Annotated in this window: 20 protein-coding genes; 7 read left to right on the top strand and 13 right to left on the bottom strand. The window is 42.0% G+C overall.

Translation table 11 applies throughout. The features are described from left to right. The first annotated feature begins 4 nt into the window (after positions 1-4). Entirely contained in the window at positions 5-457 is a 453-nt protein-coding gene (locus FCN14_RS03180; RefSeq protein WP_138429640.1) for a fasciclin domain-containing protein, read from the top strand. Position 458: 1 nt separating this feature from the next. Here the strand turns inward: FCN14_RS03180 and FCN14_RS03175 are convergent, their stop codons facing one another. Genes FCN14_RS03175 through FCN14_RS03150 form a run of 6 tightly spaced genes read right to left on the bottom strand, consistent with a single transcriptional unit; the run spans position 459 to position 4,888 of the window. After that, the gene (locus tag FCN14_RS03175) at positions 459-1,328 is read right to left on the bottom strand and encodes a diacylglycerol/lipid kinase family protein (protein WP_138429639.1); all 870 of its coding nucleotides are present in this window, start codon (positions 1,326-1,328) and stop codon (positions 459-461) included. Next, positions 1,325-2,179: a zinc-binding metallopeptidase family protein gene (locus FCN14_RS03170; RefSeq protein WP_138429638.1), complete on the bottom strand. Its 855-nt coding sequence runs from the start codon at positions 2,177-2,179 to the stop codon at positions 1,325-1,327. The genes FCN14_RS03175 and FCN14_RS03170 overlap by 4 nt, the downstream gene beginning before the upstream one ends. A 4-nt stretch (positions 2,180-2,183) precedes the next feature. After that, positions 2,184-2,537 (bottom strand): DUF952 domain-containing protein, encoded by a 354-nt coding sequence (locus FCN14_RS03165; protein ID WP_138429637.1) that lies wholly within the window; start codon positions 2,535-2,537, stop codon positions 2,184-2,186. A 24-nt stretch (positions 2,538-2,561) separates the two neighbouring features. After that, the gene (locus FCN14_RS03160; protein WP_138429636.1) at positions 2,562-3,509 is read right to left on the bottom strand and encodes a succinylglutamate desuccinylase/aspartoacylase family protein; all 948 of its coding nucleotides are present in this window, start codon (positions 3,507-3,509) and stop codon (positions 2,562-2,564) included. 6 nt (positions 3,510-3,515) lie between these two features. Then, on the bottom strand, positions 3,516-4,424 hold the full coding sequence (gene rimK, locus FCN14_RS03155; protein WP_138429635.1) for a 30S ribosomal protein S6--L-glutamate ligase: 909 nt from the start codon (positions 4,422-4,424) through the stop codon (positions 3,516-3,518). Between the two features lie 5 nt (positions 4,425-4,429). Continuing rightward, the gene (locus tag FCN14_RS03150) at positions 4,430-4,888 is read right to left on the bottom strand and encodes an ATP-dependent zinc protease family protein (protein ID WP_138429634.1); all 459 of its coding nucleotides are present in this window, start codon (positions 4,886-4,888) and stop codon (positions 4,430-4,432) included. A gap of 167 nt (positions 4,889-5,055) precedes the next feature. Here FCN14_RS03150 and FCN14_RS03145 point away from each other — a divergent pair, with 167 nt between their 5' ends. Both FCN14_RS03145 and FCN14_RS03140 read left to right on the top strand, forming a co-directional pair. Beyond that, a complete protein-coding gene (locus tag FCN14_RS03145) occupies positions 5,056-5,907 on the top strand; it encodes a 5'-nucleotidase, lipoprotein e(P4) family (protein ID WP_138429633.1) in 852 nt (283 codons plus the stop codon). 4 nt (positions 5,908-5,911) lie between these two features. After that, positions 5,912-6,469, top strand: a complete 558-nt coding sequence (locus FCN14_RS03140) for a hypothetical protein (RefSeq protein WP_138429632.1) — start codon at positions 5,912-5,914, stop codon at positions 6,467-6,469. A gap of 82 nt (positions 6,470-6,551) precedes the next feature. Here FCN14_RS03140 and FCN14_RS03135 read toward each other — a convergent pair whose 3' ends face one another. From FCN14_RS03135 to FCN14_RS03125, 3 genes are all read right to left on the bottom strand, one after another. Further along, complete coding sequence (locus FCN14_RS03135; RefSeq protein ID WP_138429631.1) at positions 6,552-7,790, bottom strand: hypothetical protein; 1,239 nt, start codon at positions 7,788-7,790, stop codon at positions 6,552-6,554. Positions 7,791-7,792: 2 nt separating this feature from the next. Further along, positions 7,793-8,290, bottom strand: coding sequence for a hypothetical protein (locus FCN14_RS03130; RefSeq protein ID WP_138429630.1), 498 nt, complete (start codon positions 8,288-8,290; stop codon positions 7,793-7,795). A gap of 163 nt (positions 8,291-8,453) precedes the next feature. Continuing rightward, positions 8,454-8,999, bottom strand: a complete 546-nt coding sequence (locus FCN14_RS03125) for an adenine phosphoribosyltransferase (protein WP_138429629.1) — start codon at positions 8,997-8,999, stop codon at positions 8,454-8,456. Between the two features lie 93 nt (positions 9,000-9,092). Here FCN14_RS03125 and tadA point away from each other — a divergent pair, with 93 nt between their 5' ends. Further along, positions 9,093-9,587: a tRNA adenosine(34) deaminase TadA gene (gene tadA, locus FCN14_RS03120; RefSeq protein ID WP_246043086.1), complete on the top strand. Its 495-nt coding sequence runs from the start codon at positions 9,093-9,095 to the stop codon at positions 9,585-9,587. Between the two features lie 161 nt (positions 9,588-9,748). Here tadA and FCN14_RS03115 read toward each other — a convergent pair whose 3' ends face one another. From FCN14_RS03115 to FCN14_RS03100, 4 genes are read right to left on the bottom strand one after another with little or no spacing between them, the layout of a single operon-like run. Continuing rightward, positions 9,749-10,795, bottom strand: coding sequence for a UDP-glucose--hexose-1-phosphate uridylyltransferase (locus FCN14_RS03115; protein WP_138429628.1), 1,047 nt, complete (start codon positions 10,793-10,795; stop codon positions 9,749-9,751). Positions 10,796-10,831: 36 nt separating this feature from the next. After that, complete coding sequence (gene galK / locus FCN14_RS03110) at positions 10,832-12,016, bottom strand: galactokinase (RefSeq protein ID WP_138429627.1); 1,185 nt, start codon at positions 12,014-12,016, stop codon at positions 10,832-10,834. 26 nt (positions 12,017-12,042) lie between these two features. Continuing rightward, positions 12,043-13,680, bottom strand: a complete 1,638-nt coding sequence (locus tag FCN14_RS03105; protein ID WP_138429626.1) for a sodium/sugar symporter — start codon at positions 13,678-13,680, stop codon at positions 12,043-12,045. Positions 13,681-13,718: 38 nt separating this feature from the next. After that, entirely contained in the window at positions 13,719-14,777 is a 1,059-nt protein-coding gene (locus FCN14_RS03100; RefSeq protein WP_171032788.1) for an aldose epimerase family protein, read from the bottom strand. Positions 14,778-15,193: 416 nt separating this feature from the next. On the opposite strand from FCN14_RS03100, the gene FCN14_RS03095 reads away from it, so the two are divergent. The 3 genes from FCN14_RS03095 (at position 15,194) to lacZ (ending at position 23,086) form a co-directional block, all read left to right on the top strand. Next, a complete protein-coding gene (locus FCN14_RS03095) occupies positions 15,194-18,262 on the top strand; it encodes a SusC/RagA family TonB-linked outer membrane protein (protein ID WP_138429624.1) in 3,069 nt (1,022 codons plus the stop codon). A 19-nt stretch (positions 18,263-18,281) separates the two neighbouring features. Next, positions 18,282-19,796 carry a RagB/SusD family nutrient uptake outer membrane protein gene (locus FCN14_RS03090; RefSeq protein ID WP_138429623.1) on the top strand — a complete coding sequence of 505 codons (1,515 nt, stop codon included), beginning with the start codon at positions 18,282-18,284 and terminating at the stop codon, positions 19,794-19,796. Positions 19,797-19,951: 155 nt separating this feature from the next. Further along, positions 19,952-23,086, top strand: a complete 3,135-nt coding sequence (gene lacZ, locus FCN14_RS03085) for a beta-galactosidase, LacZ type (RefSeq protein ID WP_138429622.1) — start codon at positions 19,952-19,954, stop codon at positions 23,084-23,086. Positions 23,087-23,124 lie beyond the last annotated feature (38 nt).

Genomic DNA, 23,124 nt, shown 5'->3' with positions numbered 1-23,124 from the left:
AATTATGGAATATTTAAGGCGATTTATTACTCTATCGGTTTGTTTTGTAGGTATTATGGCCGCTTCAGAGCTATGTGAGGCGCAAAATATTATGGACAAGATGAAACAACATGAGCAAGCTAAACATTTTGCTCGTGCCATCGTTGAGACCAATTTAGATCAAAAGCTCAATGATTCTGGCCCTTATACCCTTTTTGTACCTTCTAAAAAGGTGTTTAACTCATTAAATGAAGCCCAGAAAGTTAATAAGCAATTGATTCTCAATCATATATTCACCGGTATGGCAACAGAAAGAAGCCTAAAGGTGATGAAAAATGTTACTTGCTTAAGTGGAAAGAAAATCACAATAAAGTCAGATAGCAATAATAAAATGTCAGTTAATTCATTTCGACTGCTATCTTCAAATATTAAAGCCAGTAATGGAGTTATTCATATTATTAACGGAGTTATAAAGTAATCTAAAGCTTGCAAATAACAGACAAAGCACCGCTAAGTATTGAAACAGTAAAGTCGGTTTCCCCTGATTCTATAATTTCGCCATCGGCATGTATATCTACCGGTTGATCAATAGTAAAGTTTATTTTATCGATTTGTTGATATTGCACCTGGGGTAGTTTTGAAGCTTTTCCGAAATAAAATACCGGTAATAAAAGGGGAATAAGCCATCTTCTTACTTTGCGAATAGTAACCATATCCAATTGCTGATCAGTAATTGAGGCTTCAGGGGCTATTCGAAAGTTTCCCCCTTCTACCCTTCCATTAGCAAAGGAAAGCATGATTACCTTTTTAGGATTATCAAACCAATCAGACATTACGATAAAAGCGGAATGGGTAAATGTAGTACGTATTGCGGCTACTATATATCGTAAGAAAGAAGGCAAACTATTGAAATTATAGGAATACTTGTTAGTAAGTCCGTCAAAACCTAATCCAAGGGTATTTAAAAAGATGAATTCATTGCATTTTCCAACATCAATAGCTGTTGCAGTTTGTTGAAATAAGATTTCAAGCGCCCGGTCCATATCTTTGGGTATGCCTAATGTCTTACACAAATCATTACCGGTGCCCATAGGAATTATTCCTAACTCTTTAGTAGTATGAAGCAGTTCCCCGGCAATTTCGCGAACAGTTCCATCCCCACCACATGCTACAAAAACATCATAATCCCCTATGTGCTGTCGCACTAACTGGGTGATATCTCCCTTCTTTTTTGACTTTAACAGGATGCAATGGGAGTGGGTATCTATTTGTTGCTTTAACCGGTGAAGTTGTTTATTTGACTTGCCGTTGCGAGCCGCAGGATTATATATAAATGCGTACCGTTTCAAACAGAATAGTTATTTAAATATTCCGATACAATGTTGAGGGTACGTTCAATATCTCTAATAAAAACCCGTTCTCCTTTTTGATGATATGGATAGATGGCGGGTTCAAGGGCAACAGAAACAACCGCCTTATCAGCTTTATTATTAAATACTTCTCCGTAATGCAGGTAATCGTTGGTATTGTTATCAATTTTGATACGGGCATCGATACGGATAAACCGTCCTACGGTTTTTTCAGTAGCTTCAATAAGGGACTCTGAAGGTTCTAAGTCATTATATTCCCAATGTTTTGAATAGAGAGCTATACCAGGTTCCCCTTTAAATAAAGGCGTAGTATCCAGGGTAATCACTTCATCGGGAACCCAATCATGCTCTACACAATGTGTTGCTATACGCTTTGCTCCCATTCCGTGGGTATAGCCACTTCCATTATTCTTAAGGAGTTCAGGATGTTCTTTAAGCCCTTTACTCTCTTCCATTTCAGAGAAAAAGAGTAACAAATTAGGCCAATCATGATCAGATTTCATTTCGGCGATCGTTAGAAGCATGCCAAGACCGGCACAATCATCCATAGCTCCTTCAATATAATCATCGGTTACTTTTACCGGTAGCTGTTGAGGATATTCATCACCATAATGATTAATTTTATCAAGATGAGCAGCTAATGCTATAGTCGGGCGATCTTGCTGATCTCCAACTTTATAAAGTAGGTTATTGCCGTGAACCTCAATTTTATTAACCTGTGGCAGTTCGTTAACAACAGCATTAATATAGGGATGTAACCGTTCCTCATAACTACTAAATGAGGGAACCTGAGCTGTACCTGTAATATGTTTTATAGCTCGTTCAATCATAATGTCATGAATTTGAGCTGAAACCGATTTTAAAAAATCCGTCTGACTCTGAGGCAATCTCAATTTTATCTATTATAGCACTGGTATCAAGGGCTTTATATAGATGGGGAAACTTCTCACCGGTTTCTTCATCTTTTTCGTATTTAATATTTTCACCTAAGGTAGAGACATCGATTACCAGTAAAAGGATTCTGTCATTATTTTTATATAAACGGTTGGCCGTATCCTCAACTTGTTCCCCACTTGAAAAATGGATAAATCCTTCTTCATCAAGGGATTCCGGTTCATACCTACTGTTATTTTGATACTCTTTAAACTCTTCTTTTGTAGTAATATGAAATAGCAGATCGTCGCGCATAATGGTATTAAGTATTCGGTTAAATTATTGATGGTATGCAAGATGGAGTAAAGCGTCGCCCTTATGAACAACGGGCGCATAATTGAGTCCGATTACTCGGCCTTTATATGGACAAACAAATTTAAATCGTTCATTGCCATAGGGATCGGTGACATGACCCAGAACCTGCTTTTTTTCTACGCTGTCTCCAAGTTTAATTTTAGGTTGAAAGAGTCCGGCGTATTTTGCCCGAACCCAAGTAGTTTTTTTGAAAATTTCTGTACTATGTTCAGCTTCAGGAGCTTCCTCTTTAAGTCCTAGGGATTTCATCAGCCGTAATGTTCCATTGATCCCTTCCTGTATTCCGGTCTCATCATAGCGGGTAGATTCGCCGGTCTCATAAACTAAAATGGGTTTACCCTTATTATGAGCGGCTTTCCGAAAAGATTTCTTTATCAATGATGAATGGACTATAAATGGTGGCTCAAAAGCTTTGGCAAGCTTCATATTTTCATCAACATCAAAAGTACAGCGAACTTGCGGGTAGTTGGCACGTGCAGACCCTCCGGTATGAAAATCGATCCCGTAATCTACCTGGGGTATAATTTTTTTCATCAGGGTATGGGCCAGTAATCGAGCTAAAGAACCGCCCTTACTGCCGGGGAAACTCCGATTGATATCTTTACCGTCAGGCAACCCTCGTACATTTTGGATAAAGCCGTACACATTGACTAACGGTAGTGCAATAACGCTTCCGCGTTTGGGCATTAGCATATCTTTGTAAACCATCCGACGAACAATCTCTATACCATTAAGTTCGTCGCCATGAAGTCCGCCCGTTAATAAAAGTGTGGGTCCCTCCTTTTCGGCTCTAAAGACATGTACAGGCAGATCAATATTAGTATAGGTCGGCAGCCGGGCAATATTAAGTTGAATTTGCTGTCGCTCTCCGGGACCAATCGTATGATCATCGATTGAAATTGTATCAGACATTATGTCTTAGGCTATTGTTTGATGTGGAGAGTCTTTCATTTCCTCGGATTTACGCTCAACAAAAGAGATGATGCGTCCTGCAATATTTTTCCCGGTTGCAGATTCAATACCTTCCAAGCCCGGTGATGAGTTGACCTCAAGTACCAGTGGTCCTCGTTCTGACTGCAGCATATCAACTCCGGCAACAGAAAGGCTCATAGCACGTGCAGCAATAAGTGCAGCCTTGCGTTCTTCGTCCGTAAGTTTGATAAGCTCACCACTTCCACCCCGGTGAATATTGGAACGGAATTCCCCTTCAACACCTTTACGTTTCATAGCTCCAACTACTTCTCCATCTACAACGAAAGCACGAATATCTTCCCCTTTGGCCTCTTCAATGAATTCCTGCACAATAACACGGGCTTTCATACTATGAAAGGCCTGTATGATAGATTCAGCAGCTTTAAAGGTAGGTGCCAACACCACTCCTACCCCCTGTGTACCTTCCAAGAGCTTTACAATAAGTGGCGGACCGCCTACCGAATCAATTATTTTACGGACTTCAGTAGAATAGTTAGTGAAAACAGTTTTAGGCATGCCTACACCTTCGCGAGCCATTAGCTGTAGACTTCTCAGTTTGTCCCGTGATCGTACCAAAGCCTGAGACTCAACTGCCGTAAAGACTTTCATCATTTCAAACTGGCGTACAACAGCAGATCCATAAAAGGTTACAGAAGCGCCAATGCGAGGTATGACGGCATCTACGCCCGCTACACGAGTACCTCGATAATAGATACAGGGATTATCTTTTTCACTGACGATATCACATTTTAAGTGGTCTAAAACCGTTGCTTCATGGCCGGCTGCTTCAATAGCTTCAACCAGGCGGGAGGTAGAGTATAGTTTAGAATTACGAGAAAGGACAACTATGTGCATGTGTACTATATTTTCTTTTCTTCAATTTTTTGTGAGATATATTTTTGGGACACATCAACCAAAAAACGTCCATTTAGCAATTTACGTCCCAATAAAACGGGATAACGCATTTCTGAACGATCGGTGAGAGAGAATTCAGCCGTTAATTTTTCGCCGAAAAGCTGTATCGCTGATTTCACCACATAACGTTCTTCCGTAGATCCGTTCGAGCTTTTTACCATCTTTGTACGATAAATGGGCAATTCAAACGTTTTATTTTTGTATGTGTCGTGGGATGGATCTAATAAATTGAACCTTACATAACTTTCCCCATCCCGTTCGTAGGGTTCAATATGATGGCAGTGTAAACTTGAGGTATAGGCGCCGGTATCGATTTTGGCATTGATATCAAAAATATTCCATTCTGGAAAGTCAACGCGCTCGAGCCTACCAATGATTTTTAAATTATCAAATTGTGAAGCCATGTTATCCTCACACTGTTTTTGACCTACGAGATGTTTACCTTAGTATACAGGTTATTCAGCTTTGTATCATCTGTCTTTAAGCATTAAATATTGTAGCACTACTGCCCTATTTTTGATACGTTCATATCTTGAAAATAAACATAAATTTAAGGCACGCTTTTTTAGTTATGTTTCATAAAGGTTCGCTTCTAACAATAGTATTAGTAATAGTTGGGTTTATCGTTACCACCGGCTGCAGCAGCTCAGCTCCTGTTCTTGATCATCCCACAACCAATAGCACGCTTTGGATGCAACACTCGGCAGAATATAAAGCCATTACTACTTCTATATATAAAACGGCGGGTGCTAATCTTGCACTGGCATTGGAAGACTCCTATTGGTCGGCCTATACCGGGAAAACTGAAGAGAATTATCGGACAAAACCCCCTGCCGTTATTCTTGATGTAGATGAAACAGTACTTAACAACGCCGCATTTCAAGCAAGAATGATCAAACAAAACAGTAAATTTAATATTGCGGCATGGAACCAATGGGTTATGGAAGCAAAAGCGGATGCGGTAGCCGGGGCCCTGACCTTTACAAAATGGGCAGATCAAAAAGACGTTAACATTTATTACATCACAAATCGGGAAGCAAAGGTCGAGGAAGGCACACGCAAGAACCTTAAAAAGCTTGGATTTCCACTCTCTGAAGATGACGATCATATTCTAAGTAAGAATGAGCGTAAGAACTGGACCTCTGCCAAAACTGCTCGAAGGGATTATGTAGCACAAAAGCATCGCATTTTGATGGTTTTTGGGGATGATTTGAACGATTTTGTTTCAGCTAAAGGCATCAGCCAGCAAGAACGTGCGAGCCTGGTACAAAAGCACCAAGAGAAGTGGAATAAAAAATGGTATATCTTACCCAACCCCGTTTACGGATATTGGGAATCAGCGCTCTATAATTTTGAGAATTCTTTATCTAACTCACAAATTGATCGCAAAAAACTAGAACAATTAGAATCCCAAAAAGAGTAACGGTATGTCTATTTTCAAGAGAATAATACTATTCATACTAATCGTGTTAACAGTTTCTATTACATCCGTTCAAGCCCAGTTATTTGAACGTCCGACAGAAGTGCCCATACCGCAACAAAGTGTATATTTGGAACTTGGGGGTAATGCCTTAGTTTATTCTCTTAACTATGATGTGTTGTTCCAAAGTGGTTGGGGATTCAGACTTGGAGGCGGTTATGCCCTATCCCAAACTGATTTTATACCCTATCAGAAGCCTTATTCCACTTCAAATGAATTCTTAGGAGTAGCAATGGGACTTCGGTCAATCGGAAATAACAACCATAAACTAGAATTAGGCGCAGGTATACTGATTGGGACATTATCAGGAGAGAATAACAATAACTTTGTTGATCCACCCGGGGCAACATTCTCTGTAGGATACCGATTTTTACCTGTCGAACCTTCCCACTTTACCTTCAAAGCGGCATTTACCCCCGTTATAAGCTCATCAGGATTTCATCCCGGTTTTGGATTATCCTTTGGCATTACTCTGACCCCCGAAGGAGATGCGAAACTTAAATAAGTAGAGATAAAAAATTCCCGACAGTCAAAAAACTGCCGGGAACCATACATTGTGGGTATCTATGCTTATGTCGTAGTGGGCTCTACTTAGCCTGTTTTTTTTCTCGTATAAGCATAACACCCAACGTAACGGCTAATAATATGCTGGCTCCAAACAGGTATACTAATAAATTATTGGAATCGGGCTTCGCATGTTGTGCCCAAGTATCAACTCTCGCATTAAGGGTAGCCATCTGTGGCTTCTCAATAATTCCGGCATCAACAAAATTATTAGACCATTTGATTTCTAGTTGGTTCCAAAACTCTTGGAACTGTGTGAATTTTTTGTAATTGGCTTTAGATTCGTTCTCTTTACTGTTCTTTATCTGTTTATTTACATACGAGCTCAGAGAGTTATAGAACTCGTCCGAGTTTTTAAATTCATTCAGCTGAATATCATATTCAGAAAGCGAATCATGAAGTGCTGCAAATGTTTGTGTTTTTAGTTTTAGATTCCATTGGTTGATGTTATGATCTACCTCTTTTGCAAGCATTTCGGCATTTTTGCCATCATAAACTTCCCGTATTTTATTACCCAAGCGGGTCCACATTGTTTCAAATTGCTGTTGGACCTCTGCCATACGCATATAGTCATTTAAACGAAGTTTATCAGCATTTTTTTCTAACATTCTTAGGTTTTCCTCAGAGATATCATGAACCATCTCCAAGGCATTACCATTAGATTTTATGCGTGATTTTTTATCTATATTTTCCAGATCTTGCAAGGCTTCTAAATCCATTTGTTGATAAGCTACCACCATAGAATCGATGAAAGCCAGGATCAGATCATCCCTTTTCTCAAGGCTGCGGCGATATTCACTTAGCGAAGCAGAAAGCTTCTGTTCACTTTTAATAGATTTTGCCATCGCCTCCTGCAAAGAATCGGTGCGTTTGTTCAGTTGATTAAGATCCTTCTGATATATAGCCAGCTGCGTTTGGAGCTCATCCAACTTTTTCATTTGCTTGCTAATTGTTGTCAGACGTTCATTGGTAACTACAGAAGATCGTTTTAGGGCTGCTATCTTCTGGTCATACGATTTGGGATGGAGTGCTTTATCTAGCAAATTGGTATGTGCTTGATATTTTTTGTCAAACTCCTTGATACTGTCAATCAGTTTCTTTGCTTTATCGGGTGTAGAAACTGTTTCAAGTTTTTCTTCAAACTGTTCATACTGCTGTTTGAAATTCTTCTGAATTTCATAATCCGATTTTGCCTCCTGTGCTACGGCCCCACTTGTTAATAACCCACCTATCAGAACAAAAAGTAAAATTCGTAATTTCATAACTAATTCCTCTCTCTTTTGACTATTTGTGAATTGTTTTTCTGGATCTTATCAGGGAGTAGTTTCCAGCTTTGTCCAGACGTTCTATTGAGTAACTGCACATATGATGCCCGTTGGTTCAGTGCCGGCTTTTCAATACCATTCTCTGATATACTTAACTTCTTTTTTAGCGTAAGCTTCCCTTTCTCCGGGTTCATCACATACACATTCTTGTAATTTGGAGCAGTGATGTAATAGTAGCCCTCTTGCCCTCTGATATAACGTATCTGCTTTGTTGTTACTTTTGAGCTGTCTTGCGTTTCGGCATATTGCAGTGGTTTGATATTAAAGGTAAGTCCATGTTCAACATCCTTAACAAGCCCATTTTCATCAGGTGTTAACACTGATTCGATTGATTGTGAATAGTCAACCTTTTTAATGACCATTGTGGGCTTGCAACCCATAAATAGTGTTGCAGACAAAACTACAGAAACAACATAGCTGTATATTGTTGATTTCATGATACCTTTATTTAATGGTTATTAATTGTACAAATGATATATATTGCACAATTAATTATAGACGGTATCTAAGCTTTTGTTCCCTCTTTTATTTATATGGCATACAAGATTTTAGAGTAGAGATAAATTATTATACGTTTATGGCTGCCCTGTTTTCTAATATTTAGTCAATAGATATAAGAATTTCCTTGGAAATATCAGCCGGCAGCTTGTCAACTCCCTGTAATGCTGTAAGCTCTATGATGAAGGAGTAGCCTACTACTTCTCCCCCTAGTTCTTCTACAAGCTCTGTAGCGGCTTCAGCAGATCCACCCGTAGCAATAAGATCGTCATGAATAAGGATTCGATCCCCTTTTTCAAAAGCATCTTTATGCATCTGGATCTTATCTTCACCATATTCAAGAGCGTAGGTAGCTGTAATGGTTTCGGCGGGTAGTTTGCCGGGCTTCCTGATGGGGATAAAACCGGCATGAAGATCTTGTGCAAGGTTTGTACCAAAGAGGAATCCCCGAGATTCTAGTCCTACTACATAATCGATATCCATATGACGAAACGGACGGGCAAGCACTTGTGAGGTAAGCTCAAGAGTATCCGGATTTTTTAACAGCGGAGTAATATCTTTAAATTGAATTCCTTGTTTCGGGAAATCAGGAATATTACGGATATTCTCTTCAATCAGGCTGATGATTTGTTGTTTTACCGCGTCCATATGTTGTATTTTAGGGTAGTGATTTTTACGCTGCAAGTGTAATTTTATATCGACCTGATAATAGCTATTTGAAACCCAAGGAAGCAAATAATAATGAATACTGATATCCCTGGTGCCCAAAAGCATCTACAATATATGCAACAGGCTTTTTTCCTGGCTGAACAGGCTTACGATGAAAAGGAAGTGCCTGTGGGGGCAGTGGTTGTAAAAGATGATCGTATTGTGGGGAAAGGCTACAATCAAACGGAACGATTAAACGATCCTACCGCCCATGCCGAGATGTTGGCGGTATCAGCAGCATGCTCTACGCTGGGACAAAAATATCTTCAGGATTGTACACTATATGTAACACTGGAGCCCTGCCCTATGTGCACGGGAGCCTTAGTATGGTCTAAACTTGATACCGTAGTGATCGGTGCTTGGGACGCAAAGGCGGGTAGCTGTGGCAGCGCATTTAACCTTTCAACTAATGATAAGCTAAATCACCAAGTTGATGTTATTCAAGGGTTTATGGAAGATGACTGTGAGTGGATTCTAAAAAAATTTTTCGAAGAACGACGTTCAAGCGGTAATGGACTAGTTTTATAGCTGCAGCACAATTTTTTGTTGGGCTACTGGGTTATAGTCCAACGAATCATAAAAGCTAAAGAATGCCTCTTGGTATGCCATAAAACTATTTCCAGGTTAAACTCCCCCCTATCAACTACCACTCTTCTCGAAGAGGGACAATAAGTAAGTCGAGTACTTTCTTATGATCTTTCTTTGTAGTGTTGACTTGGCAATGACTGCAATAATTGCGCACAGGCTTCAGAAGTAATATCTCGCTGGGGAGTTCCCAACATCTCATATCCCACCCTGAACTTTTTTACCGTAGCAGACCTCAGTAAAGGAGGATAGAAGTGCATGTGAAAATGCCACTCAGGATGCTCTTGTCCATCGGTTGGGGCAGGATGAATTCCTGCTGAATATGGAAATGAAATTTCAAAAATATTATCGTACCGTACCGTAATTTTTTTTACAATATCTGCCAGTGATTCTTTTTCTTCATCAGACATATCGGTGAGCCGTGCAAAAGGACGTCGACTTATAATTAGTGTTTCAAACGGCCAAAACGCCCAATACGGTACCAGAACAACATAGTGTTTGTTCTTGGCTACAATGCGTTTATCAAGTTCCAGTTCAAGCTCCAGATAATCAGCCAGTAATGTACTGCCATGGTTCTCGTAGTACATATTTTGTTGCTTCATTTCTTTGGCAGGTTCATCTGGTATTGTTTGTTGGGCCCAAATTTGCCCGTGGGGATGCGGATTGCTACATCCCATAATCTCCCCTTTGTTCTCAAATATTTGCACATAATTAATTTCTTCTCGTGCTCCCAGTTGGGTATACTCATCAACCCAAAGGTCAACGACTCTCCTTATCTGGAGTAATTGCATCTCCGGCAAGGTCAAATCATGGCGTGGAGAAAAACAGAATACCCGGCAGATGCCCTTCTCCCCTTTGGCCACAAGTAAATCGTTGTTATTTATGGTTTCAGAAGGGGTATCAAGTTTGAGGGCACTAAAATCGTTGGTAAAAACAAACGTAGACTTGTATTCCGGATTTTCAGCATTTCCTGCCCGAGCATTCCCGGGGCATAAATAACAATCAGGGTCGTACTCCTTTTTTGAGGATAAGGTAGGTTCCTCCTCTTTGCCCTGCCAGGGGCGCTTGGCCCGATGAGGAGAAACTTGCACCCACTCTCCTTTTAGGGGATTGAATCGTCGGTGTGGGTCATTACTTAGATCAAAAGACATATTGGTGTGGCTGAAATTCTAAATTTATATTATCAATTAGTTGGCAGAAGTAAGCTCACCTTCGGTAACAAGGTGAGTGCCTCCAGAAACTTTGGTATCATAAACAGATAATGGTTGATCAAGTTTCTGTTCATATTTACTCGTGATCTGTTTTTTAAAAACTGGCAGCTGTTCTTTTGTAACTAAATTGATGGTACATCCTCCAAAACCGCCGCCCATCATTCGAGCGCCCAATACCCCTTTTTGATTTTGTGCAATCTCTACCAAGGTATCCAGTTCTTTACAGCTGACCTCATATTCAATGCGGAGCCCCAGGTGGGATTGATACATCCGCTGGCCGAATGATTCGAAACTATTTTGTTGTAGATCGTTGCAGGCCTGTAATACCCGCTTATTTTCTTCAACAACATACTTACAGCGTTTGAATACATCCGGGGGGAGCTCCGTCTTATGCTGCAGTAAAAATGAAAGTGATACATCGCGGAGGCTGGTAATACCCGGTTGAAACTCCTGCAGTGTGTTTACGCCTTGTTCACACTGAGATCGGCGAATATTATACTCAGAGGTAGCCAGGTCCCGGCGAATACCGGTATCACAGAGTACAATACGGATATTGTCATTGTTAAAAGGATAATATTCGTAGTCCAGTGAACGACAATCCAACTTCAACGCCTGCCCAGCCTTACCATTCAGACTTATAAACTGATCCATAATACCGCATTGCACCCCCACAAATTCATTTTCTGCTTTCTGGGCAATACGGGCCATCTTGGTGGGAGGAATCTCAAAATTGAAAAGTTTTGTCAGTCCAAATAGAAGACCTCCTTCCAAAGCTGCAGAAGAAGAAAGTCCCGCCCCGATGGGGACATTACCGCCAAAAACACAATCAAAACCACCAACGATAAAGTCATTTTTACGCAGCTGATCAATAACTCCCAACAGATAATTGGGCCATTTTTTCTGTGATTGAGTGATCTCTTCCGAGATATCAGATTCAAAAGTATCATCCATATCGGTGGCAACAAGCCGAACGGTATCCGTACCATTGGGCGACAGCGCCAAAACAATACTTTTGTCGATGGCAGCAGGTAAAACAAAGCCCTCATTATAGTCAGTATGCTCCCCGATCAGATTTACCCGACCGGGCGATTTTACCACTATATATTCCTCAGTAAAACGGTTCTCAAATTCGCGTTCAATTTTACGGATCAACGGGGTCATTTATTTATATGAATGTTAAAATTACGTTACCAAAATACGGCATATAAAACAGCAACCAGTACCAATATCACATAGGCTCCGATATTAAATGCAGGACTAGTTTTAAACAGCTTAGCTGTGGTATGAATCGCTTTGGGATCTTCGTCGTGGGGATTCGTTGTTAAGCTGACACCTGCAATAATGGCCATTGTACTAATAAGGGTGTAAAACATCTGATCTAAAAAAGGCAACTGGACGGCCGGGGTTTTCAAGAACACCGCAATAACAACTGATGCCAATACTCCATATATGGCTCCTTTAGAGGTCGTTTTTTTCCAGAATAATCCCATAAGAAATACCGCCAGTATGCCGGGGCTTACCATGCCTGTATACTCCTGGATATACTGAAAAACCTGCGGTACATTATCCAGTTGCGGCGCCATAAATACAGCAGTGATAAGAGCAATAGCCGCTGTAATACGCCCCATATTTACCGTTTGTTTGTCGGTAGCTTCTTTATTGATGTAAGGGATATAAATATCCATCGTAAATATTGTTGCAACCGAATTGAGCATGGAAGCTACAGAAGAAACAATAGCCGCGGCAAGTGCTGCTACCACCAAGCCCAAGAATCCCGGAGAAAGAAAGATTTTCATCAGCCAGGGATAAGCATTATCATATTTAATACTTCCATCCGATTGAGTAAACGTATCTATAATGCCTGTGATATGAGTGGTCCCTTCAGGCTGATTATACAGTACGTATACAATGATACCTGGAATAACAACAATCAATGGGATAATCAGCTTTAAAAATCCGGCAAATATAATTCCCTTTTGAGATTCTTCAAGCGATTTTGCGGCCAGCGTTCGCTGAATAATATACTGATTGAATCCCCAGTAATACAGGTTAGCCACCCACATCCCCCCAATTAACACCGCAATGCCCGGTAGATTTTTATACTCGGGATTTGATTTATCAAGAATCATGGTAAACTTATCGCCTGCTACCTCATAGATATGGACGAGACCATTAATAATGCCTCCTTCGGGGGTTACGTTATAGAGGCCGGCAAAGGTAACTACGGAGCCTCCCAACACAAGCAACCCTACTTGTAAAACATCGGTCCACGCGACTGCGGCAAGTCCCCCGTATAAAGAATATGCAGCTGCAATAGCCGACAATCCAATAAGCGCATATATCATCAAGCTGCCGTCGCCGGTACCCATGATTGTATCCAGAGCCAATGCCCCCAGGTAAAGAACCGTTGTGAGGTTTACAAATACAAACAAAGCAATCCAGAAAACGGCTAAAATAGTCTTTAATGTGGTGTTAAATCGCTTTTCAACGAACTCAGGAATGGTAAAGATCTCTTTTTCAATAAAAATAGGCAGAAAATATTTACCGACCACAATAAGCGTTACCGCCGCCATCCATTCATAAGATGCAATAGCCAGACCTACGGCAAACCCCGATCCTGACATCCCGATGATCTGCTCAGCCGAAATATTGGCGGCAATCAACGAAGCTCCTATTGCCCACCAAGGCAGCGACTTACCGGCCAAGAAGTAGTCTTCAGCATTTTTTTGATGTCCTTCTTTATCTCGCGACACCCACAGGCCGATTCCTACAATGAGCAGGCAATAGAGACTAAATACAATAATATCAATGGTCGTAAAGGTCATATACTATTTCGTTAACGCATATAAAAGTTATAGTTCAGTCAATTAAAGACTCCCATTCGGTAAATGGAACGCGAATTGTACGTACTATCGGGCTCAAGCACAACCGATGGAAAGGTCGCATGGTTGGGTGAATCGGGGAAATGGTGTGGTTCCAGGCAGAAACCTGTTCTGCAGTAATATGGAACTCCTTCTTTACCAATATCGCTGCCATCCAAATAATTGCCGCTGTAAAACTGTAGTCCCGGCTCAGTTGTGCTAAGCTCCAGGTAGCGCCCGCTTTTCGGTTCTTCTACCCTAGCTGCCTTATGGAGTCTATGTTCAGATGTTTTGTTAAGTACAAAATTATGATCATATCCGGAACCGTATAAAAGCTGATCATTTATCTGGTCTAAATCTTTGCCTATTGCCTTGGATTGTCGAAAATCAAATGGGGTATTTGCAACATCGGTAATTTCGCCGGTAGGAATAAGGGTATCAGTAATCGGAGTATACCGGTCCGCATTAATCATCAGTTTATGATTGTCTATAGTGCTCCCTGCCCTACCACTCAAATTAAAAAAAGTGTGATTTGTAAGGCTAATAATGGTAGGCCTGTCTGTTTTGGCGGTATATTCAATCGTAAGTTCCTGCTCATTGGTAAGCTTATACTCTATATAGACTTCCAGCCTGCCGGGATATCCCTCTTCCCCATTTTCGGATACATATTTTAAGACCACTTTGTTGTTGCCACACTGGTAGGCTTCCCATATTTTTGTATGAAACCCTCCGGGACCTCCATGCAAATGATTTCCATCTTTTCCATTACTCAAATAATACTGCTTTTCATTTAGAACAAAAGTGCCGTCTGAAATTCTATTGCTGTATCTCCCGATTATGGCGCCGTAATATTGATCAGAAGCCTCTATATATTTATCGATGCTATCGAACCCCAAAACAATGTCGGCAAGTGAACCTTGTCTGTCCGGGGTTAACCAGCTAACAATTCGGCCGCCATAATTAGTGAGTACAATTTTAGTGTCACCATCAAGGGTCAAAGTAAAAAGTTTTATTTCTTTACCGTTAAGTGTTTTTTGGAAATTTTTTTCAGGAATGTTCAAAAAAATCGTTCTTCGTTAATAGATACATCATTATCAATTAGTGCAGACTGAGGATATATAACTGACTGCCCAAGCCCTTTTAAATGTTATCGATAACATATATAAAAATGATAAGTTGTTCCAATTTTCTTTTTAATACACAATATTTACAGCAACTTTCCATATTCAAATAAATATGGAAAGTTGCTGTAATATGTACCTTTAAAGTTAATAAACGGTGATATATCAGTTATGCATTCATAGTATGTGCATCTATCAAAAGCCTTATCCTCTCCTTTTCTGTAAATCATACTTGGTATAATTATGGGATTTTTTTTCATCAACTGTTTGCAAATACTTCAGAAAACTTGTATTTAGTGTTAGCGATAACATTTAAAGTTTTGCACACCAAAATCCCAAGAAAATTAAGGTAGTATATGTATAAGGTTAGTTTATATATCCGGCATGTAGCAGCATGCTTACTATTTATAGGCTGTATGTTTTTGAGTGCTGACCTGTTGGCTCAGTCTCAACTAACAGTAGAAGGAACAGTGATTACGGAAGACACCCAGGAACCGCTGGCCGGGGTGAATATCAGTGTTAAAAATGAAAATCGCGGTACGGTTACCGACACCAAAGGGAAGTATTCTATTTCTGTTGCAAATACCGATACCCTGGTTTTTAGTTTTATAAGCTTCAAAAAGAAAACGATTCCGGTTAATGGTCGCACTACGATTGATGTGGTCATGGAAACCGATCAAATTATGGCTGAAGAGATTATTGTAGTCGGTTACGGAACACAAAAGAAATCTGACATTACGGGATCTGTTGGTTCTGTAGCAATGGAAAATGTTGAGAAGCTCTCTGGCAGTAATTCCGCAGATATGCTGCAGGGACAAGTTTCGGGAGTAAGCGTAAGTTCCGGTTCCGGAGATCCCGGCTCCTCCCCTAATGTCACGATCCGAGGTCTTGGAACTATTGGCAATAATGATCCCCTCTATATTATTGACGGGGTGCCGGGGGATATCAGTAAGGTCGATCCCAGTAATATCGAATCCATCGACGTGCTTAAAGATGCGGCCTCTGCAGCTATATATGGCTCCAGGGCTTCTAATGGTGTCATCATTGTGAAGACCAAACGAGGTACCAAGGATTCCGGATCAACCATCAGTTTTGATGCGTATACCGGGGTCCAATCGCTGGATAACAGAATAGACCTGGCTAACAGAGAACAGTACAATACGATTAGCAAGCAGATGTATAACAATGCTGGGTTACAACCACTCGCCTATACTACCGGTGGTGGAAATTATGCAGACACGGACTGGCAAGACGCTTTTTTTGATCCGGGTATAGAGCAAAAGTATAACCTTTCTATTTCCGGCGGAACCGAGAATCTAACCTATACTATTGCCGGTGGCTTTTACGATCAGGAAGGCATTGCTACTAATACCGGGCATAATAAATACAATTTGCGGGTTAATGCTGATTATACCCACGGTAAACTAAAAGTGGGCGAATCGTTCTCATACGTCCGCAGTAATACCCAAAACTTAACAGGCGGTTCTTATGACGGTGGCTATGGTACTATCTACCAGGTAATGGATATGCTGCCTCATACTCCGGTTTATGATGCAAGCAACGAAGGTGGTTATGCCGGCCCTCCCCACCCTGATATGCCAAAGAGTTCAAACCCTATGGCTACCCAGGGGCTTACCACAAATGAAAGCCAAAGTGATTTTATACAGGCCAACGTTTACGGTGAGTATGACATCTTGGACAACTTAACCTATGAGCTTCGATTTGGAGCAAATGTTGACAACGGATATTTAAACTATTTTGCACCAACCTACTACACCAGCTCAATTTATAAGCGAGAAGTTTCATACCTGTCGCAACAGCGCAGTCGAAATACTGAGACTTCTATCTATACCTTGCTGAGATATACTGAAAGCTTTAACGATCACGATATCGAAGCAATGGCTGGCTACTCCCAAGAGCGGTCAGTATACAAGTCTTCAAATGCTTCTATTGACGATCTTCCCTCTAATGAAATTCGTGCCCTGAGCGCAGGCAGTGGTAGTGCTTCGGTATCCGGCTCAATTTATGAAAGCACTATGCGATCTCAGTTTGGTCGGTTGACCTACTCTTACGACAATCGCTACCTCTTTACCGGGAACATTCGACGTGACGGCTCATCACGTTTTGCAGAAAGTAATCGCTACGGAATTTTCCCTTCTGCATCGGTAGGTTGGAGAATTAACGAGGAAGCATTCTTTAATGTGGATGCAATTACAAATTTGAAGCTTCGTGCCAGTTGGGGTAAACTCGGTAACCAGGAGATTGGTAACTACCAGTTCATCCCCACTATTTCTGCTGGCAGCAATTTCATCAACTATGTGTTAGGCCAAGAGCAGAATATTTATAACGGGGCTATCGTAACTAACTTTGCCGCTTCGGATATTAAATGGGAAACAACCACTTCAAGAAACTTTGGTGTGGACCTATCTTTATATGATGATAAGGTTCAGTTTACTGTCGACTACTATAATAATGTAACCAGTGATATGCTGGTCAATATTCCTATCCCCGCTACTTCCGGATCTTCTGCCGGGCCACTAACCAACGGTGGTGAGATGGAAACAGAAGGACTCGAGTTTTCGGCTCGTTACAGTAAAGGAGAAGGACCTTTTACCTATAATGTCCGAACGAATTTATCCACATCACGCAATACAGTAACAAAGCTGGGTTTCAAAGATGAAGCATTTACCGGAGGATATATTGAATATGGCACCCATCCTACTACACGAACAGTGGTAGGCGGAGAGGTGGCTCGCTTCTACCTTTACGAGACGGATGGCCTGTTCCAAAACGCCCAGGAAGTACAGAATCACAGTAGCTCAAATGGCCTGTTGCAGCCCAATGCAGCGCCCGGGGATATTCGTTTTAAGGATACAAACGGCGACGGTGTCCTCAACGAAGATGACAAAGTATATATGGGCAGTGCAGCTCCTGATTTTGAGTATGGTCTCACATTCAATGCCAACTATAAAAACTTTGATCTGAGTGTATTTGTACAGGGGACTTATGGAAACAAGATGTATAACGGTACCAAGTTCTTAACCCACAGAACCGATAGAAACACCAACTATTCTACCGACCTGTTGGATGCCTGGACCCAACAAAATACCGATACGGATGTACCGCGTAATATTTCTGGGGATCCCAACGGCAATGCCCGTCCCTCGGACCGATTTCTAGAGGATGCCTCTTACCTGCGTCTGAAAAACGTACAGCTGGGATATAGACTGCCGGCCAATTTTTTAGACAATTACGGGGTTAGCAAGTTTAGGGTCTATCTGAGCTTCGAGAACCTGGTAACGCTTACCAATTACAGTGGATTTGATCCAAGCCTGAATAACTTCTCGTTATTCAGACGTGGCGTTGACAGTGGACTATACCCACTGGCCCGTACATCCATGATAGGCATCCAAACACAGTTTTAATAAACAACAGACAAATATTATGAAATTTACCAACTATTTACTGTTACTAACGTTTAGTCTGCTGCTTTTAACAGGCTGCGACGACGGCTTCTTGGTGCAAACCAATGGTAATGAACTTAACAAGGAGCTTTTCTGGAAGGATAAAAGCGATGCCCAAAAAGGTATAATCGCAACCTACAGTCAACTGCAGGCAGACAACCGATGGGCATGGTTTGAAAACCACTATATAGCTCAGAATTACCGTTCTGATCTTATTCGGGCTACGCGTAAAGACCTGCCCTTTGCCCAAAAAATTGCTGGCTTTACCTTTACTTCTGATAACAAGTCGTTCAGCGATCTGTGGCAGGACTATTACAACGGCATTTTTTATGCCAACCAGGTAATAGAAAACGTACCACAAATCCCGGAAATGTCAGACAGTGACAAAAAGCACTTTCTGGCAGAAGCAAAATTTCTGAGGGGCTACTACTATCTTAATCTGGTTACCCTATTTAAAAATATCCCGCTGGTAACTTCAGTCCCACAAAACAGTGACGAGTATTATGCCGAACAAGCTAGCCCAGAAAAAGTATGGGACCAGATAATCGCAGATTTTGAAGAAGCGAAAAGTACCCTTCCTGCCTCCTACTCGGCAGCAGATAAAGGACGTGCTACCAAATGGGCTGCCCAGGGGTACCTTGGAAAAGCCTATATGTTCCTTCACGAGTTTGATAAAGCCGATGATGAATTCAAAAACATTATCGATAATGGCGGTTTCTCACTGATGTCAAACTTTACTGATAACTTTAATGGCAATGGAGAAAACGGACCGGAGTCGCTTTTTGAAATTCAGCACTCTTCAAAGCGTCCCAATGGATTCACAGAATCTACGCCCTTGTATAATGAGCAGGCTCCCGGCATCATGGGTGGTTGGGAAGAGTTCTTCCCGTCTGACTGGCTTTTCAGCCGCATGATGGAAGATACCACCGCATCCGGTGAGCTTAGCGACCGTGCAATGGGAACCGTGTTTTTTGATCATCCCAACTCCACCGCAGACGGTATTGCCTATGCTGATATTAAAAGTGATCTTGGTAGCGAAAAACGTTTCTATAAAAAATACCTCTATAGCAATGATATCTCTGATGGTAATACCACCCGGAGCGGCATGAATGTCCATCTTATGCGCTACGCCGATATCCTGTTGCTGTATGCAGAAGCACTCAATGAGCTGGGACAAACTCAACAGGCAATTCCCTATGTGAACCAGGTTCGTCAGCGTTCAGAAAGTGCAGACCTTTCAAACAGTATGAGTCAGTCGCAATTACGAACTCACCTGCGCCACGTTGAGCGACCTGTAGAGTTTGCTATGGAATTCGGCATCCGATGGTTCGACTTGGCTCGATGGAACAAAGGCAACCTCAGCATCAAAGATGTGTTAACAAACCACGGAAAACCTGATGCTGCAAACTTTGAAGAAGGGAAACATGAACTCTACCCTATTCCCCTTTCAGAAATCAATAAGAATGCAAAACTGGAACAGAACTCCGGTTATTAATCCCTTCTATTAATTAAAAAGCCCGGACCCAATTTAGTCTGGGCTTTTTGATTAGCAGAAGCAAAACATCTAGAAAATTGTGTACCTTCAACCCTGCTCCCCAGCTATTCCACAATTGGGAGCTAATATAACACAGATATAATTACTATAAGTATATGGATATGTTTAGAATACGGGTTTCATTTGTATTAACCTTTATTTTTCTGATTACAACTTCACAATCGGTTATCTCACAAACAACGAACGTTTGGGAGAACCCCACTGTTTTTCAACAAAACCGGATGCAACCTCACGCGCCCGTATTTCCTTTTACCTCCCAATCCAATGCGTTAGCGGCCCCGATGTCGGAGTCTGAAAATTATCAAAGCCTCAACGGTACGTGGAAATTCAACTGGGTAAAAAAGCCAGCCGATCGACCGAAAACATTTTATAAACCGGAATTTTCCGTCGAGAAGTGGCATGATATCACCGTTCCGGGCAACTGGGAACTACAAGGTTTTGGCACCCCCATTTATACTGATGTTGAGTACCCCTTTCCCGCCAACCCACCATTACTTCCTCATGATTACAATCCGGTAGGCTCGTATCGTCGTACTTTTACCGTACCTGATAACTGGAACAACAAGAAAGTCGCTTTACATATCGGTGCTGCGAAGTCAGCAATGTACGTTTGGGTAAATGGCGAAAAGGTCGGTTACAGCCAGGGTTCTAAAACCCCCGCTGAATTTGATGTAACTCCCTATTTGGAGGAAGGCGAAAATACACTGGCCCTACAGATCTACCGCTGGAGCGATGGGGCCTATCTTGAAGGTCAGGATTATTGGAAGGTAAGCGGTATTGAACGTGATGTATATCTGTATGCCCTGCCCAAACTCCATATTAACGACATTGAAAGCCGTGCTACGCTTGTGGATGAGTATACCAAGGGACAATTTTCAGTAAAAGCAGATCTTTTAAACAGTGCCAATCAAACTCATACTGGCGAGCTCAAGGTCGAGCTTCTTGCGGATAACGGAAAATCTGTGTTTACAGAACAGCGGTCGTACTCCATTGAGCAGGGAGCATCTGAGAGCCTTAAACTCTCTACCACCTTATCAAATCCTGATGCATGGACTGCCGAAACCCCCAATTTGTATACACTGCTTGTTACTCTGGAAGATGAGCAGGAAAACACCTTGGAAGTGGTACAAACTAAAGTGGGTTTCCGTACGGTAGAAATTAAAAGCGGGCAGCTGTATGTCAATGGTAAGTCCATCTATCTGCGTGGGGTCAACCGCCACGAACATGACCCGGTAACGGGGAATTACCTCTCTACCGAACAGATGATCAAGGATATCAAGCTGATGAAGCAGTTTAATATAAATGCCGTACGAGCTAGCCACTACCCTAACGATCCGCGCTGGTATGAACTGACGGATAAATATGGGCTTTATGTGATTGACGAGGCCAACGTGGAGACTCACGGGTTACAGAAACATCCCGATGGATTTGCTGCCATTGCCGACAATCCAGACTGGAAGGCCGCAATCCTGGATCGTACCAAGCGCATGGTAGAGCGTGACAAAAACCATCCATCAATTATCATCTGGTCGCAAGGTAATGAAAGCGGTTTCGGTTCTAATTTTAAAGCCGGTTACAAATGGATTAAGGACCGCGACCCTACCCGCTTGGTTCAGTACGAGCCGGCATGGCGGACCGAGTATACCGATATTGCGGCTCCGATGTACCACCAGATAGAGGAGATGATGGAATATGTAGCTGATGGGGTACGTAATAAACCGATGATTCTCTGTGAATATGCCCATGCCATGGGTAACAGTGTTGGTAATTTGCAGGATTACTGGGATGTAATGAAAAGCCATCAAAACTTTCAGGGCGGTTTTATTTGGGACTGGGTAGACCAGGCATTACATAAAGAAAATGAAGATGGAGAAAAATACTGGGCTTACGGCGGAGATTTTCCCGAACCTATCCCTAACGATTCCAACTTTGTGGCCAATGGGTTAGTACAGGCCGACCGTTCGTTGAAGCCACATATCTGGGAAGTAAAAAAGGTGTATCAACCCATTAATTTTGAAGAGATAGATCTGCCCAGCGGTACCATTCAAATTGCCAATGAATATGGATTTCGGAATTTAGATGAGTTTGAACTCAGCTGGATTATTGAAGAAAATGGTGAAGTGATACAATCGGGAACTCTTCCTGCGATTGACCTGCCGGGCGGTCGCCATAAAGAGATAACGGTCCCCTATTCTAAAATCACCCCTGAACCGGGTGCAGAATATCATCTCAGGATAATGGCTAAAAGTCGCAGCGAGCGCCCCCTTGTTCCCAAGGGACATACCGTTGCTTGGGAACAGTTTCCATTGCTTTTTAACAAGCCTCAACCTCCTGTTGTGGTCTCGAAGATGCCTGAGGTCACCCCTGATGCCGATAACCAGTTCCAATATGTACATGGGGAAGAATTCAGCGTCGGCTTTAGTACCGATACCGGCTTGCTAAGCTCAATTCAAGCAGATGGTAACGAGCTGCTTGAAGCCCCGCTAGAACCCGGTTTCTGGCGCCCGCCCACCGATAATGACCTAGGTAATGGCATGCCACAACGCAGCAGCATTTGGAAAGCTGCCTGGGATAGCGCAAAACTCACCAAGCTCCGATATGACAGAGAAGCACCGCAACTGATGAAGGTAAAAGCTACTTATGTACTACCTCAACTGCGGGCACAGTACAAAATAATCTATAATGTATATGGGAACGGAAAAATTGATATTACCGCCCATTTTGAACCGGGCAATACCCGTCTGCCGGAACTTCCCCGCTTCGGGATGAATATGCAGATGCCTGTCCGCTATGAACAGGTTGAATGGTACGGGCGCGGTCCCCACGAAAGTTATTCGGATCGCAAGAGCGGTGCTGCCATAGATCATTATTCGGGCACGGTACATGAACAGTATCATGCCTACGTGCGACCACAGGAAACCGGAAATAAAACGGATGTACGCTGGTTCCACCTTACTGATAAGGCCGGATACGGGTTGAAGTTCAATGGTTCACCAACGGTAAATGCCAGCTTTTATCCCTTCCCAACCTCGATGTTGGGGTATACCGAAGGCGGGCCAAACAGGCATGTTACTGATGTATATCCCACAGATATTATTACCGTAAATATCGACAAGGCTCAGATGGGCGTTGGCGGGGATGACAGCTGGGGAGCACGCCCCCACCCCGAGTACCGGCTACCGGCACAAAGCTATAGCTATGAATTTTCCATCACCATTTTAACCCCTTAGTAACGCTTAGTCGCTATTAAAGAGATTGCCCAACATAT

This window comes from Fodinibius saliphilus, assembly GCF_005869845.1.
GTDB classification, from domain to species: domain Bacteria; phylum Bacteroidota; class Rhodothermia; order Balneolales; family Balneolaceae; genus Fodinibius; species Fodinibius saliphilus.
The sequence above is the reverse complement of the archived record's forward strand: the minus strand, read 5'-3'. Positions and strand labels throughout refer to the sequence as shown.